The organism is Thalassospira sp. TSL5-1, assembly GCF_001907695.1.
Classification (GTDB): Bacteria; Pseudomonadota; Alphaproteobacteria; order Rhodospirillales; family Thalassospiraceae; genus Thalassospira.
Genome location: NZ_KV880639.1, coordinates 36837 through 51902 on the forward strand (window position 1 = coordinate 36837; position 15066 = coordinate 51902).

The window sequence follows — 15066 nt, forward strand, 5'->3', positions numbered from 1 at the left end:
ATACGGTCACTAATTATTGAGTTTTAAAGGGTTGCATCATGTCTGACGCTGCTTCAGTACTTAATTTGATCAAAGAAAAAGGCATCCAGTTCGTGGATCTGCGTTTTACCGATTCCAAAGGTAAATGGCAGCACACCGCGCAGGACATCTGCTCGATCGATGAAGACGTCTTTACCGACGGCATCATGTTCGACGGTTCGTCAATCGCGGGCTGGAAAGAAATCAATGAATCCGACATGGTTCTGATGCCCGATCCCTCGACCGCCGTTGTTGACCCGTTCACCGCGCAGCCGACCCTGATCGTTGTTTGCGACGTTATCGAACCGGCCACCGGCCAGGGTTACGAACGTTGCCCGCGTTCGACCGCAAAACGCGCACTTGCCTACATGAAATCGGCTGGTATTGGCGACACCGCATATTTCGGCGCCGAACCCGAATTCTTCATGTTCGACGACGTCCGCTGGACCACCGCTGGCGAAGGCATGGGCTACCAGCTTGACTCCGAAGAAGGTCCGTATAACACCGGCACCGAATTCGAAGGCGGCAACCGTGGCCACCGCCCGGGTCCGAAGGGCGGTTACTTCCCGGTACAGCCGGTTGACTCGGCCAACGACATCCGTGCCGAAATGGTCAACTACATCAACGAAATGGGCGTGCGTTGCGAAAAGCACCACCATGAAGTTGCGCCGTCACAGCACGAACTGGGTATCGGTTTTGGCACCCTGATCGATCATGCAGACGCGATCCAGATCTACAAATATTGCATCCACATGGTTGCACACCAGTATGGCAAAACCGCAACCTTCATGCCAAAACCGGTTTGGGGCGATAACGGTTCTGGCATGCATGTGCACCAGTCGATCTGGAATGAAGGCAAGCCGCTGTTTGCTGGTAATGGTTATGCTGACCTGTCTGACACCGCCCTTTACTATATTGGCGGTATCATCAAGCATGCCAAGGCGCTGAACGCGTTTACCAACCCGACAACCAACAGCTACAAGCGTCTGGTTCCGGGTTTTGAAGCACCGGTTCTGCTGGCATATTCTGCCCGTAACCGTTCGGCTTCCTGCCGTATTCCCTACACCGCTTCGCCGAAGGGCAAGCGCGTTGAAATCCGCTTCCCCGATGCCCTTGCCAACCCGTATCTGGCATTCTCTGCCATGCTGATGGCTGGTCTTGACGGTATCGAAAACAAGATCCATCCGGGCGAAGCCATGGACAAGAACCTCTATGATCTTCCGCCGGAAGAACTCAAAGAAGTTCCGACCGTTTGCGCCTCCCTGCGTGAAGCACTGGCAAGCCTGGACAAGGACCGCGAGTTCCTGAAGAAGGGCGACGTGATGAGCGACGATTTGATCGATGCTTACATCGGTCTGAAAATGGAAGAAGTTATCCGTTTCGAACAGTCGCCGCACCCGGTCGAATTCGATATGTATTACAGCGGCTAATTGGTTCGCCAATTACCCCGTCTTTGGGAAACGCCCGGCATTTTGCCGGGCGTTTTCATTTTGCCGATCCATTCAGCACACCACAGAGTCAAAGCCCAATAGCGCACAACAGCCAAATGTCTCACCTGCCTGCTTATTCATCAGGCAACAAAAACCCCGCCTGCAGCCTTCTGCAAACGGGGTTGATATCGCAAGCCAAGGGCGGTTTAATCTCGGCTTGGCTGTTTATTCCTCGATCAAATCGGTATCCTTGGCGGCATCGTAAATGGCATAATTTCCTTTGCCTGCCAGTTTAACCTGATACATCGCCTTGTCGGCACGGCGAAGCTGTTCGTTCATGTCACAAAACCCGCCATCAAAAACCGAAATACCGATAGACGCCCCAATCGGGCACGGTTTGCCCTGCCAGACATAGGGTTCTGCAAGCGCCTTGAGAATTTCCTCGGCCATTTTTGCCATTTCCGGGCCACGACCCTTATTGACAAAAACCAGCGTGAATTCATCGCCGCCCAAACGGGCGATCTCGTCTGCCCGGCGCCCAACCCGCACCAGGCGGCGTGCAGTTTCCACCAGCACATAATCACCTGCCGCATGGCCCAGCGTATCGTTAACCTGCTTAAACCCGTCCAAATCCAGCAAAAACACGGCAGCCGGGGTTTCCGTACCGCGCAGCACGGATTCACAATGGTTCAGCTTCTGCATAAAGCGGGCACGGTTGGCAAGGCCGGTCAATTCATCATTGTTAGCCTTGTTCTGCAATTCGCGCGCCGCCATTTTTTGTTTGGTAATGTCAGCAACCCACCACAAAACGGCTTCACGCCCCTCAAAGGGAACAGGCTCTAACGATGTTTTGAGCCAGCGGGCCTCTTTTGCGCCCTGGGGGCGAATGCGCAATTCCACATCGTGCAACTCGCCCATTGCATCCATTTCAAACAGACTTTTTTCACGATAGCGTTCAGATAGCAAAATGCTGTCCGTTGCATCGGTCAGAAGCGTTTTTTTCATTGAATCCGGGGTATCGGCGTTTTTTGTCCCTTCCCCGTCAGCTTCTACTTTCAGGCCAAGCAGCTCGATGAAGGTGCGGTTAAAAAACAGGAACTTGCCGGTTTCCCGGTCCGAAATCCCGACCCCGATCGGTGCCTTTTGCAAAATATCGGTCAAGCGTGCGGCAGCACCAGCCACTTCCGCCTCGGCCTTTTTCAGCGATGTAATATCAATCAGCGAACCAATGGTGCCGCCAATGACGCCGCTGGGCGTTTTTAAGGTCGATGCCGCAAAAATAGCCGTCTTTTCAGTGCCGTCATGGTTTTCAAAGGTAATCTCTTCGCTGATGTTACCTTCGCTTGTCAAAAGGGGCTTTTCCTTTGACTGCATGGTTTTATCAAGCTGTGCTGGCGCAACATCAGCCGACTTGCGCCCCAGAACCGCGTCCAGCTTGCTGCCAATCAGTGCGGAAAAGGCGGTATTGCAACGATTGATAACACCTTCCAAGTTTTTCACATAAATCGGAATGGGCAAAACATCGATCAGATGCTGGATAAAGAACTTGTGATCGGTCAGCGCACGGGTCATGGCTTCGGCGCGCGTGATGTCACGCAACATCAAAACAGGCATCCCCGAAGGACCGTCAACCTTGCGCCAGGATACGCGCACGTCCCCGACACTAAAGCCGGGTAATTCCTGTTCGCCCTTCTTGCCGATTTGAGACAATGCCTTGCGGACCGCTTCAACCCCGTCGCTATCGACAAACGTTACCTCTCGCGACAGCAGGGCCAAAAACTGCTTTAATGCCGTTCCCGACTTAAGACCAACCGAGACCTTCGACAGCATATCAAGCGTAAGCTGGTTTGCATGCTGAATGGACAAATCGGATGCGGAAAGAAAAATGATGCCGTCACGCGCCAAGGCCGCCGTCGCAACAATATCAGAGCTGATCGCCAATGCACCTATACGCGCCGACTACCGGCGCTCCCCCTGGTTAATTCAAAGATAAATTTACAAACACATTTTGCCCGCACGGGATCACCGTTGGAAAGTATGCTGTCGTCTCTATAGCGCACGAAGCCGGGATGTAACCGGTCAACTGGCAGGCTTTTTGGCCGTCGGATTATCCGCCAGGTCGATATACCCCCGATCAACGCAATGTTCGAGTTCCTGGCTGGCAGCCTTCATTTCCTCGTATGCCTCGCGTAGCTGGCGCAATTTAAGTACTTCCGCCTCGGTTGGATGATTGGTTTTGCCATCCCCCGCCAGCTTGAAGGCATAGTGCAAATATTCGGCACGGGAACGGGCAACAGACACCATCAACGGCAAGATTTCTTCGACCGTAAGATCGGGAATGGCCGGGCTAATCACCTCATGGTTGATCTCCCGGATGACATGTTCAAGTGCCATACGAAAACGGCTTTTTGTGCGGCCAGCATCTTCGGTCATTTCGAGGTGCCCCCTATGGTTAACAACCTAGCAAACCATATTGTACATAAGGTTATATTAACGCATTCATTATCATCACAAAATGCCTAAAGCTGGCATTTTTTATGATATTTGCATGATTTAGGTATTCATCGTCATCTTAAACACCCCTGCCTCCACCAATTGCGGGCTTGATAGCAACCTTTTGTCCGGCTAGAGGTAAATCCATACAGATTTTCTCCTCGTCCCGCCGGGACGACATGCAAAGGAACAGACAAAATGCAAGCACGGGTAAAATGGCTGGATAAACTGACTTTCACGGGTACCAGCGGATCTGGTCATGGCGTTGTCATGGATGGGGATCGCGAAAATGGCTACGGCCCCAGCCCAATGGAAATGCTGCTGTTGGGGGTTGCCGGTTGTTCGTCAATTGACGTGGTTCACATCCTGCAAAAGGGACGTGAAAACGTACAGGATGTCGAAACCGACATCACTGCCGAACGCGCCGAAACCGATCCCAAGGTTTTCACCAAAATCCATCTGCATTTCAAAGTCCGTGGTGAAAACCTTAACGAAGCCAAAATTGAACGGGCGGTTCATCTTTCGGCTGAAAAATACTGCTCTGCTTCGATCATGCTGTCCAAGGCTGCGGAACTGACCCACAGCTGGGAATTGCTGGATTAAGCCGGTATTTGATACAGGGTGACCGGATGTTGAATGGCAACGGCAGCAACAAGAATGCCGTTGCCATTTTTTATGCCACCGCCATGTGATATGAAGAAATACCCTGCCCGATTGCAGTTACACCTGCGACAAAATGTTATCGCCACCACAGGATCCCGATCCATGCCGTTTCCAAGGTTTACTGCCCGTGCGCAAATTTGGTTTGTTCTGGCCGGTCTTTGCCTTGTTACCGCCTGCGATAAAGGGCCTGAACGTTACGAGGCCTCAGGACACGCCATTACCACGCCCCAACCTGGCACACCTTATGACAAATATGTCAGCGAAAGCCGGGACAAAGTACGTGCCGCCCTCTCGGACATCCGCTTTAAGCAGGAAAAGCAGCCTTTTGGCCCCTATTCGATCGAAGACGCTGTCGATATCCGTTCCCCCTATGCAATTAAGCCCGACAGTGCCGCCTGCAGCCAAAAAGGCAAAAATGTTGCCAATGGCCATGGTGTTGGCTTTTTGATGGTACATGGCCTGTCTGATGGCCCCTACCTGCTTCGAGATGTTGCGACCTCTCTGCATGAGGCGTTTCCCTGTGCGACTTTGCATGGCCTTTTGTTACCCGGACATGGCACAGTACCAGGCGACCTGCGCGACATAAGCCGCGATGACTGGCAAAATATGGTCACATACGGTTTTGAAAGTTTTGATGCCAATATTCGCCATATCATCCCGGTTGGTTATTCAATGGGCGCGGCACTGCTGGTTCGCGCAGCAGAAGACCATAGGAACGACCCGGAACTTTCCGGGATGGTATTGCTATCCCCCGGTTTCAAAGCCTATAGCGACCTTGCCTGGCTTAGCCCCTATATGCGCTATGTGATGCCTTGGGTGGAAAAGCACGGCGACCACGATGTTGCCAAATATGAAACGCTTGCCATGAATGCTGCGGCGGAATTTCAACTTCTTACTGTTCCGTTTAACGAATATACGCTGCCCCCGCTGACTGTCCCGGTTTTTATGGCCGTCACATCGGATGATCGCTCGGTACGCTCCGAGGTTGCCCTGCATTTCTTTTGTGGCAAGGTCGAATCAGATGACCGTTACATGATCTGGTATCAGGGCGAGGAAAAAGCTGTCGAAGACCGGATACAGCCAATTTGCGACGATGTTGATATTGTCAAATCAGCCAACCCGGACTACCGAACACTTAATATGGCCCATATCGCCCTGACAATGAGCCCCGATAACCCGCATTATGGCCTGACAGGCGATTTTCGCCGGTGCGACCATTACACCGAACCTGCCGATTATAAAGCCTGCAAGGCCGATAATAATGACGCCATCTATGGCGAAACCAACCTTGTGGAATCGGCGACACCCGGCACATTGCGGCGCGGAACCTTTAACCCCGATTTCGGACGCATGATGATAAAAATGACAGATTTCGTCCATAAGGCGCTGGAACATTGATCTTTTCCAATCGTTACCCCATCTAATCATTAACCTCTCAGCATTTAGGTTAACCCCCGCCCGATATCGCGGGTTTGCTTTACCCCCTTTCCTTTTCCTTTATGATGCCGCCAGGACGAGACCATTCGCATGCCATTTGAAATTCAGCATTGCCTGTCCTCGAACGGGACGAAACTGCGTTATGGCATTTCGTCGCCCAAAAACGCACGCGGCCATATTTTCATTCTTCAGGGCCGGGCCGAATTTATTGAACGTTACAGCGAAACCGCCCGCGACCTGGCAGCGCGGCAAATTGGCTGTGTGACCTTTGATTTTCGCGGGCAAGGTGGCTCGCTTCGCGAAACCCCGCTTTCAGAAATGGGCTATGTCGGCGATATCGCCCATTATGTCGAAGATGCCCATACCGTCGCCGATTATGTCAAGGCGCGTCATGACATTGATTTTCCGATGCTGATGACCCATTCAACGGGTGGTCTGGTCGGCATTAACCTGTTGCTTGCCGCACCAGAGAAGTTTTCATCGGCCTTGATGATCGCGCCTTTTTTTGGACTGGCAGGACCGGACTGGATGGTAAGCTTGGCCAAGATGGTCTCAAGCAGCCTGTGCAAGGCTGGCATGGATAAAAAATACCTGCCGGGTCAAAAGATGCTGTCGCCCCTGCAGCCCTTTAACCCCGATAACCTGCTAACCTCGGATCAGGGGCGCTATGAACGCAGCTTTGCGTTACTGCATAAACAGCCGGAACTGATTGTAGGTGGTGTATCGGCAGGCTGGCTGGATGCCTGCTTCCGTGCCCAGGCATTGCTGGATTTTCAACTGGCCGAAGCCTCAGGCAAGGCTGCACAGAAAAACGCCGCCTCCCTGCCGCCAACAACCATGATTATTTCCGGCAATGACCGGGTTGTCAGCAATGCTGCAACCAAACGCCTGTTTGCCCGGCATCCCGACGTATCACTTCACGAAGTGGCAAAGGCACGGCACGAAATCCTGCAGGAACGTGACGAATTGCGGAATCAGTTTTGGGATATCTTTGAAAAACACATAAAGCAGCATCATCCTGACTGGCAGGACGTTTCAACACCGCACACCCTACCTGAGACACAGGCGGCGGGCTGACGATACGTCAGTCCCGCCCGTAAAACCTGTCATCATTCACACTTTTTAAGAAGCAATGCCTTGGTCTCAGCATCGACATAGGCGGCGTGAATCGCCGTGCGGGTAATGCCGCGCAATTCATCCTCGCCAAAGCCAAAAAGGTCGCTGGCACGCTGATATTCATCGGCCAGGGTCGTATGGAAGAACGGTGGATCATCCGACCCCAGCGTCACCTTCACCCCGGCATCATAAAGCCTGCGCAAAGGGTGGCTTTGATAATCAGGATAAACCGAAAGGGCAATATTGGACCCGGGGCAAACCTCCAGCACAACGCCACGTTTTGCCAGTTCACTAACAAGTTTTTCATCTTCGATCGCGCGCACACCATGACCAATTCGGTCCACAGGCAAATGATCAATCGCATCCCACACACTTTCCGGGCCTAAAACCTCGCCAGCATGGGTGGTGCAGCCCAGACCGGCGTCTGCCGCCAATTTATAAGCCGGATAAAAATCCTTTTGGGTAAACAGGGTTTCATTGCCCCCCATACCAAAACCAACAACATGAGGGTGGGCACAGGCAACCGTCTGGCGGGCAACATCAACCGCCTGATCAGGCCCTAGATGGCGCACACAGGTCATGACGATACGGCCAATAATGCCACTTTGCTTATAGGCCCGGTCAATGCCATCCGCCACCGCCAGCAAATGATCGTCAAAGGACAGGCCCTGCATTGCAGCATGAGACGGCGAACAAAACAGTTCGACATATAACGCACCGATTTTTGCCTGTTCGACAAGATAATGGCAGGTCAGGTCGCTATAATCCTGGCGCGTGCGAATAACGCTGCTGGCATGATCATAACTATCAAGAAACTGTGGAAAATCGGCCCAAATATACCGGTCATTTTCGTCATAAAGGCCATCGTCAACGGCAAGACCATTACGTGCGGCAAACAACCGGACCAGATCAGGCGTCATCGCCCCTTCCAGATGCAAATGCAGTTCCGCCTTCGGAAGGGTCAATGTCATGGTGCCCTCATGGTTTGAATGACTGTTTTACTTCTTCACAGGTAATGGCTTTGCACCGGAAAATGAAGCCTGTTTTTACCCTATAACAAAAAACAGCCGCCCCGACATGGGAACGGCCGTTTTAAGACAGGCAAACTCTGTCAAAGCCATCAGGCAGCTTGTGTTTTATCATCACGGCCTGATTTGCCGACGGTCTCTTCCGGCCCGGCCAATTCGGCAAGAGGGCCGATATAGGGTTTAAATCGCTGCCATTTATCAACTGCTTCAGCATTGATTGGTCGGCGCACCTGCATCAGGCTGGCGGTACGGGCTGCCTGGCGGCTACGATAAAATTCAAGACACTCAGCCTGCCATTCCAGCCCGCAATGAGCCAGCAATTTCGGCGCGACCGTTTCCGGGTCACCCACCAGTTCTTCATAGGACAAATCAAAAATCTGCCCATCCGCATCAACCGCTGAAAAAGCCGCCATGATTTTTTCATAACCACGGTAATAATCCGCAAGATCCTGAAGGCTATCGGCAAAGCGCATGGGATTGGCAAAAGGCGTTGTATAAATTGAAAGCGTGGTTGCCAAAGGATGCCGCTGGCAATGAATGACCGGCGCATCGGGGAAGACACGGCGGATCTGCCCCAGTCGCAAAAAGTTTGCCGGTGTTTTGTTGGCAACCATTTTTGCGTTCGGGGCATAGCCCTTCATTGCGGCAAGGTATTTTTTGCGAATGGCACGCGCAGCCTTATCGTCAATGCGCTCCATTTGCGCCGAAATGGCACCCGGCCCCACAGTTTCGGTTACTGCACGGGCGAAATCACCTGCTTCACCCGCAGGATAAACATCGCTATGCGCGCCGATTATACGCTCTGTCAGCGTAGTGCCCGACCGCGGCATTCCGACAATGAAAATCGGCCTAGGTGCGGCCTTATCATCTTCAGCGGCAAGCTGTGCCGTAACATCCCTACGTTCAACAGCACGGACAGCATCCTGCCGGGTTAGGGCGATAATACGCTCAATCTCGGCTAGTTCCCGTTCACCATCATAGGCAACAGTCGAACGATGTGCCGCATGGCCCTTTTGGTACCATTCAAAGGCAGTATCAAATTGCTGTCGCACCTCGGCGGTGCGGGCAAGGGCAAAGGCCGCATTAAACCGGTGCTGCGGGTGTTGCTTTGTATCGGCGAACACCTCTTCCAGAAAGGGTATTGCATGATCTGGCATAACATGTGGCCGCAAAAACGACACGACCAGATAGGGCTGGGTATCAGTTTCCTTGTGATTTTCAATCAAATCAAGGCTATTACACACCGCCGGATCCACCTGACCACTTAAGGCCTGGGCTGAAATTTGCAAAAGGCGCAAGTACCTGTCATCTGGCCTGTCGGCCACCAGTTTGTCATACAACGACAGGCCTTTATCGGTCATTTCGACACGAATATAAAGCTGCGCAAGCGCCTTCTGGCTTTCATAATAGCGCGAAAAAGTCGCCGGGATGTTTTCCAGCAACTTAACTGCCCGCATGATTTCGGGTGAATAGGTTGGTGCTGCCGAAATATACTTGTCATGTTCAATAATGACATTTGCCAGATATTCAGCAAAAAGCGGCTCTTCCCGTTTTTGACGGTACTGTTTGTCTGCCAGCGCCATTACTGAATGATAGTCACCTGTTGCACGTGCGAAAACCAGCAGGTTTTGCAATACCATACCAATATGACGCCCCGTCGCGGGTACAATTGATAATAGCCTCGACAAACAGGGAAAAGCGCGGCGTGGCTGCGAACCCTGAAGTTCGGCGACGCTCGTCATCAAAAGCAGCTCCACCCCTTTGGGATGGGTTTTAAGCAGTTTAGCGCCAATGGCCGCTGCCCTGTCAAACTCTCGTGCCGCCATCGCTTCCTTCATTAAGGATAGCGATTCTTTTTTTTGCGTTTGCTTCATAACAATATCCCGAAGCATTTTTCAACCGTGGTGACATTTCCCCCGAAATTCCCCAGCGTTGCAATGACCTTAAGTCATTTATACCGCAATGCACAGTCTAAAAATATTTCAATGTCACAAATAATCCACAAAAAATAAATCCGGCTGTTAAAAGCCGGATTTATCAACGGATAATAGATAACAATCTTCAAGTCACTTTTTGTGGCCGTCGCCGCAACATGTTTTTGGACGCCAAAAGCGCCCCACCAACAATTAGCAAACACCCCCAGATAACCGCCGGACTGGCGGGCGCACGGCCAACGGCGATTAAAATCAGGGTTGATAACAACGGGGCAGCATAGGCCGACACGCCAAGCACCTGAATATCGCCATGTTTGGTGCCGTAATCCCAAACGAAAAATGCCACCCCAACCGGTCCGAGACCCAACCCGGCAATCGCAAGCCACTGTGTGGCATCGGGTGTCACCCAGGTTTCAAGCAAACCGTGCGTGATAAAACCCAATATCGCCGCCCCGGCACAAAACCCGCAAACGGCCTCGACCGGGACAGCGCGATAGCGACGGTTCAAAACCGAATAACCGGACCACAAAATTGAACATACCAATGCCGCGCCATAGCCAATGGCAAATGCGGGATCAAACCGAACCCCCTGCCCCTTGCTGACAAGCACCGCAGCCCCGCCCAAACCACATATGGCCCCGGCAATATGAAACCATCGCAACCTTTCACCCGGCAGCAGGGCAGAAAGCAAAACAATAAACAAAGGCCATAAATAGGCGATAAGGCTGGCATCAACAGCAGGTGCATTGGCCAGGGCGACAAAATAGAAAAAATGATACCCAAACAACCCGCCAACCGACAAAACCCACGCCCCTACCGGCTGCCGCAGCGCCCGAAAAGCCGACAGGCCCTTACGGGAAATCCACAGGCCACTAAAAATGGCGGCAATCGCAAAGCACAGGCTGACCAGTTGAAACGGCGGAATGGATTTTACCTGTGTGGTAAACAGGGCCAGCAAGGCCCACAACAAAACAGCAATCGTCCCAATCAGGGTTGCCCGGGTTTTAGACTCAAGCAAAGACATCGTCGTTTTCCATCAGATGCGTCACATATATGGCTGGGCATCCTAAAAGCAGGTTTAAGATGTGTCTTTGCTCAAACTCCTGTTTTACAGGGTTATCATGTGCCGCACACCCGGCATTGTTTGCGATATTGCGCAGGTGAAAGCCCAAAACGGCGCGAAAAGGCCCGTGAAAAGGCTGCCTGATCCTGGAAGCCAGCCTGCCGTGCAATCTCGCCGATGGTGTCGGTATTGTTGTGATCCGTCAGCAGATCACGCCCGCAATCCAGCCGCAACGCCGCCAGCCAGCGCATGGGAGAGCAGCCGATATGCCGTTCAAACGCAGCAAAAAGCGCACTTTCAGACAAGGCGGCAATCCGGGCCATCCCGGCGATGCTAACAGGTTCACCCAAGCGTGCACTGGCCCATTCCATTGCCCGCGCCACCCGTGGCGGAATGCCACCTTCCTGTTCTTGCTGCTTATCATGCCTGACGCTTCTGACCTGCGGCCCCATATGGGCAGCGCGCAAAAGATCCGTTAGAAAAGGCAGCATATTATACTGGCCGGTCATACTCCGCGCGTTTGCATACCCATCCAGGGCCATATCAACATTCGCCGCCGACACAAGGGGAAAACCCGCCCCTATTTGGCACGAAGACCCCAAACCGGTATCACCAAAAGACGATTTCGCCGCTAGTAAATTTTCAAGATCACCAAAACGGATATCGCGTGCCACCGAAAGGTAGGCCCCGCCACCTGCCTTGCGCCAAAGCTGCTCTAGCCCCGCATTTTCGGCCAGCTGGGCATCCAGATCGATCACCAGAAACCGGTTCATGCCCTGGGCACGATAAGCATGCTTCGCCCCCGCCGGAACAAAGGCAATTTGCCGCCCCCGAACCTCGCCCCCTGCCCCATCAACATCCAAATCCAAAACACCATGATGCGAAATGATGATCTGATGAAAATCATCATGACTATGCGTCAAGGTTTCGGACCGATAATTGCGAAAACTAAGCAAGATTTCTTTCCTGTTTCGGCATCTCTGAACGCTTTGAACCAAATAGTCCGGGGACAAGGCGGATTTTGCGACACATTATCGTGATTAATCAAGCGGGCAAATTGCCACGTATAAAATCCAAATGTTCAAATTTGGCGAAATAAGCAGCCATCACAAATTTCTATCTGCTTATAGACCCCAACAAGAAAACAATTATGCAGGCAAAGCACGAGCACCGCAGCGAATTACGCCGCTATGTCATCGCAATGGCGGGCATGGCAACCATCGATTTTTGTTTTACCGGTGCCTATGCCCTGATTTCAGGGCATAGCAGCGTTCTATTACGTGCAGTAACGCTGAATATCGTCATTCTAATCGGCATCAATGCACTTGGTGCAACCCTGTTGTTCCGACCCATCAACCGGGCGATTAAAGGCCTGCAATACGGCCATCAAACCAATCTTTTAGCCGCAAAAAAACGGTTAAACAGCCTGCATGTCCATTCCACATTATGGGCGTTCTGCGTTGGGCTGATTTATTGTAGTGCAGCCTTTGGCAGTGGTGTTTTTCTTATTCATGATCCCGCACTTGCCAGCACCGTACCGCTGGCAACACGCATAACAGCGGGTTTATGGTTCAGCTTTGCCTATGCCGCACATTTTGCCATTTACGCCTACTTTGCCGCCCTGGACCGGGCCGAAACCGTGCGCCGCAATATGTTCGAAAACTGGCAAGTAACGTTTGACCCCGGCCAGGCCCGCATCGGGCCACGTTTGGCCATTGTCTTTCTACTGTTAACCCTGATCTCATCACTCGCCATTTTGCTGGACCTGACCCTGTTTCCCGAAATCAGGGCATTGCAAGGACTGTCGATACAGCAGGCCGTGATGCTGGATGTGATTGCAACCGAAACGGCAGCCATTCTGTGCCTGTTCTTTATTAACCGCACGCTTACCCGCCCCATCCGCTATCTGCGCGATGCGGTACAAAAAATTGCCCAGGCTGATTTCACGGCCCGCAGCCCGATTGCCAGTGACGACGAAATCGGCCAGCTTGCCGCTGAATTCAACCACATGGCTGCAGGTCTTGCCGAACGCGAAAATATGCGCCGCGCCTTTGAACGCTATGTCAGCCGTGACGTTGTGGAACTGGCCCTGAAACGCGAACAAAACGGCGACCCGCGTGCAGCAGGCGAACTCAGATTTGCCACAGTGATGTTTTGCGACATCAGCGATTTTACCGCCATGTCGGAAAAACTGGCACCACAACAGGTTATCAGCCTGTTGAATGACTATTTTGACCAGGTCAATGCGCCCATTCGCCATCACGGTGGCGTTGTCATGAATTATGTCGGTGATGCCCTGCATGCCGCCTTCAATGTGCTGCATGATGACCCCGATCACGCAATACATGCCCTAAATGCCGCCTTGGTCATTCGCCAAATTACCCAAAATTCCCGTTTTGGGGACAACAATCTGATCATGAAAACCAGAATTGGCATTCATTCGGGACCAGTTGTGGCGGGGCCGGTTGGCTCCAATGATCGCATCGATTTCACCATACAGGGCGATACGGCCAATCTGGCGTCCCGGCTGGAAAATTATAACAAGGAAACTGGGACCGAAATTCTAATCAGCAAAACAACCCACGATTTGATTATCGCCAATACCGGCCTACAGAAGGATGTAAGCTTTATTGATTTGGGCGAACACGCCATGCGCGGCCGCCAGAAACATATCGGGCTTTTCACAGTGGCAGATGCCGATATGCCCGCCCGACCAGCGCAAAGCTAGCATCACATAACAGCCCGGCTCAATTGGCATCATGGCAGAAATCGCTACAAGGCGTTTGTCATCCTGTCATGACCCAGGATGTTATCGCGCACGATCTGACGATAGCGGGCGGGTGAAACACCAACTATATAACCAAAACGGGTGGTAAAATGCGCCTGACTGGAAAAACCACACGCCACGGCAATTTCAGCCAACCCCAATTGACCGTCCTGCAACATATGGCGAGACTGTTCGACCCGTTTGCGCAACACAAACTGGTGCGGGGCCTCGCCAAGCGAGACACGAAACATGCGCGAAAAATGAAAAACCGATAAACCCGCCACCCTTGCAAGGTCATCTAGCGTAATGGCACGTTCCAGATGTGCGGCAATATAATCGGTCACCCGCCGACGCACCACCGCACTTAACCCGCCGCGAATATTGATGATGCCGGGTTTCTGTGCAGTATAATGCGACAATAAATGCCCCACCAGGCCATATCCCGCCGTCGACATAACAAGACGATCCGCCGGCGCACTCCAGTCAAGCGGCACAATAACCCGGCGCACCATTTTTTCGACTGCCGGATCAATCCAGAAAACCTTTTCGGTTAATTCTATTCGGGCGGGGTCTTTGTCCAGTGTTTCAATCACGGCGCGGTTCCAAGCCGCTACTGGAATATAAAGATGAAACAGCTCCACCTCGCCCCGCACCATCCAGTCTGACGACACATGGGCGGGCATCACACACACGCGCCCGGGCCCGTCCCCCGATAATGGCACCGCGCCCTGTTCGCGCAAAATGCCCGTTCCACCATCAAGATACAGGCTGAGTGTGTGGTGATCCGGGTTGTCATAACGGCTTTGCGCATAAGAATTTCGCCGCCAGCGAACTGCGGAAATTTCGTCACCAAAATCCCCTGCAGATACAATGTCGGCATTGTTTTTCAGTTCATTAAAAACGGTATAATTCTGATAGCGGGGCGTTGTCATTTAATCAGAAATTCCAAAGGCGGGGCAGACAAACCATGTCCTTATACTGCCCCGCCAAGCCGGATTTGACCAGCCTCGCCCTGATTATTGGGCATTTTTGCGCAAGATTATAAAAAAAACCGCAATATCGTGAAAGCCATGCAACAAATTTCAGCCTATATCTACCATCAATAATATGATGAGTA

Annotated in this window: 12 protein-coding genes; 5 read left to right on the forward strand and 7 right to left on the reverse strand. The window is 52.3% G+C overall.

What is annotated here, in order from left to right:
• The first annotated feature begins 38 nt into the window (after positions 1-38).
• Positions 39-1448 (forward strand): type I glutamate--ammonia ligase, encoded by a 1410-nt coding sequence (gene glnA, locus LF95_RS17075; RefSeq protein WP_073956393.1) that lies wholly within the window; start codon positions 39-41, stop codon positions 1446-1448.
• Between the two features lie 225 nt (positions 1449-1673).
• Here the strand turns inward: glnA and LF95_RS17080 are convergent, their stop codons facing one another.
• Positions 1674-3389 carry a sensor domain-containing protein gene (locus LF95_RS17080; RefSeq protein WP_252509811.1) on the reverse strand — a complete coding sequence of 572 codons (1716 nt, stop codon included), beginning with the start codon at positions 3387-3389 and terminating at the stop codon, positions 1674-1676.
• A gap of 138 nt (positions 3390-3527) precedes the next feature.
• Positions 3528-3881 (reverse strand): hypothetical protein, encoded by a 354-nt coding sequence (locus tag LF95_RS17085; protein ID WP_073956395.1) that lies wholly within the window; start codon positions 3879-3881, stop codon positions 3528-3530.
• Positions 3882-4139: 258 nt separating this feature from the next.
• On the opposite strand from LF95_RS17085, the gene LF95_RS17090 reads away from it, so the two are divergent.
• The 3 genes from LF95_RS17090 to LF95_RS17100 all read left to right on the forward strand — a co-directional run bounded on the left by LF95_RS17090 (position 4140) and on the right by LF95_RS17100 (position 7118).
• Positions 4140-4544 (forward strand): OsmC family protein, encoded by a 405-nt coding sequence (locus tag LF95_RS17090; protein WP_073956396.1) that lies wholly within the window; start codon positions 4140-4142, stop codon positions 4542-4544.
• Positions 4545-4706: 162 nt separating this feature from the next.
• The gene (locus LF95_RS17095; RefSeq protein WP_073956397.1) at positions 4707-6002 is read left to right on the forward strand and encodes an alpha/beta hydrolase; all 1296 of its coding nucleotides are present in this window, start codon (positions 4707-4709) and stop codon (positions 6000-6002) included.
• A gap of 129 nt (positions 6003-6131) precedes the next feature.
• The gene (locus LF95_RS17100; protein WP_073956398.1) at positions 6132-7118 is read left to right on the forward strand and encodes an alpha/beta fold hydrolase; all 987 of its coding nucleotides are present in this window, start codon (positions 6132-6134) and stop codon (positions 7116-7118) included.
• A gap of 32 nt (positions 7119-7150) precedes the next feature.
• Here LF95_RS17100 and LF95_RS17105 read toward each other — a convergent pair whose 3' ends face one another.
• The 4 genes from LF95_RS17105 to LF95_RS17120 all read right to left on the reverse strand — a co-directional run bounded on the left by LF95_RS17105 (position 7151) and on the right by LF95_RS17120 (position 12138).
• On the reverse strand, positions 7151-8128 hold the full coding sequence (locus LF95_RS17105; RefSeq protein ID WP_073956399.1) for an adenosine deaminase: 978 nt from the start codon (positions 8126-8128) through the stop codon (positions 7151-7153).
• Between the two features lie 149 nt (positions 8129-8277).
• Complete coding sequence (locus LF95_RS17110; protein WP_073956400.1) at positions 8278-10059, reverse strand: tetratricopeptide repeat-containing sulfotransferase family protein; 1782 nt, start codon at positions 10057-10059, stop codon at positions 8278-8280.
• A 187-nt stretch (positions 10060-10246) separates the two neighbouring features.
• Positions 10247-11143 (reverse strand): aromatic amino acid exporter YddG, encoded by an 897-nt coding sequence (locus LF95_RS17115; RefSeq protein WP_073956401.1) that lies wholly within the window; start codon positions 11141-11143, stop codon positions 10247-10249.
• 95 nt (positions 11144-11238) lie between these two features.
• A complete protein-coding gene (locus LF95_RS17120) occupies positions 11239-12138 on the reverse strand; it encodes a helix-turn-helix domain-containing protein (RefSeq protein WP_083607796.1) in 900 nt (299 codons plus the stop codon).
• Positions 12139-12332: 194 nt separating this feature from the next.
• Here LF95_RS17120 and LF95_RS17125 point away from each other — a divergent pair, with 194 nt between their 5' ends.
• Positions 12333-13910, forward strand: coding sequence for an adenylate/guanylate cyclase domain-containing protein (locus tag LF95_RS17125; protein ID WP_073956402.1), 1578 nt, complete (start codon positions 12333-12335; stop codon positions 13908-13910).
• A 44-nt stretch (positions 13911-13954) separates the two neighbouring features.
• On the opposite strand, the gene LF95_RS17130 is transcribed toward LF95_RS17125, so the two are convergent.
• The gene (locus LF95_RS17130; protein ID WP_073956403.1) at positions 13955-14881 is read right to left on the reverse strand and encodes an AraC family transcriptional regulator; all 927 of its coding nucleotides are present in this window, start codon (positions 14879-14881) and stop codon (positions 13955-13957) included.
• Positions 14882-15066 lie beyond the last annotated feature (185 nt).

Bases quoted from the DNA above. Each gene is read 5' to 3' on its own strand.
- glnA (WP_073956393.1), top strand. From the start codon at position 39: ATGTCTGACGCTGCTTCAGTACTTAATTTGATCAAAGAAAAAGGCATC.
- LF95_RS17085 (WP_073956395.1), bottom strand. From the start codon at position 3,881: ATGACCGAAGATGCTGGCCGCACAAAAAGCCGTTTTCGTATGGCACTT.
- LF95_RS17090 (WP_073956396.1), top strand. From the start codon at position 4,140: ATGCAAGCACGGGTAAAATGGCTGGATAAACTGACTTTCACGGGTACC.
- LF95_RS17095 (WP_073956397.1), top strand. From the start codon at position 4,707: ATGCCGTTTCCAAGGTTTACTGCCCGTGCGCAAATTTGGTTTGTTCTG.
- LF95_RS17100 (WP_073956398.1), top strand. From the start codon at position 6,132: ATGCCATTTGAAATTCAGCATTGCCTGTCCTCGAACGGGACGAAACTG.
- LF95_RS17105 (WP_073956399.1), bottom strand. From the start codon at position 8,128: ATGACATTGACCCTTCCGAAGGCGGAACTGCATTTGCATCTGGAAGGG.
- LF95_RS17110 (WP_073956400.1), bottom strand. From the start codon at position 10,059: ATGAAGCAAACGCAAAAAAAAGAATCGCTATCCTTAATGAAGGAAGCG.
- LF95_RS17115 (WP_073956401.1), bottom strand. From the start codon at position 11,143: ATGTCTTTGCTTGAGTCTAAAACCCGGGCAACCCTGATTGGGACGATT.
- LF95_RS17125 (WP_073956402.1), top strand. From the start codon at position 12,333: ATGCAGGCAAAGCACGAGCACCGCAGCGAATTACGCCGCTATGTCATC.
- LF95_RS17130 (WP_073956403.1), bottom strand. From the start codon at position 14,881: ATGACAACGCCCCGCTATCAGAATTATACCGTTTTTAATGAACTGAAA.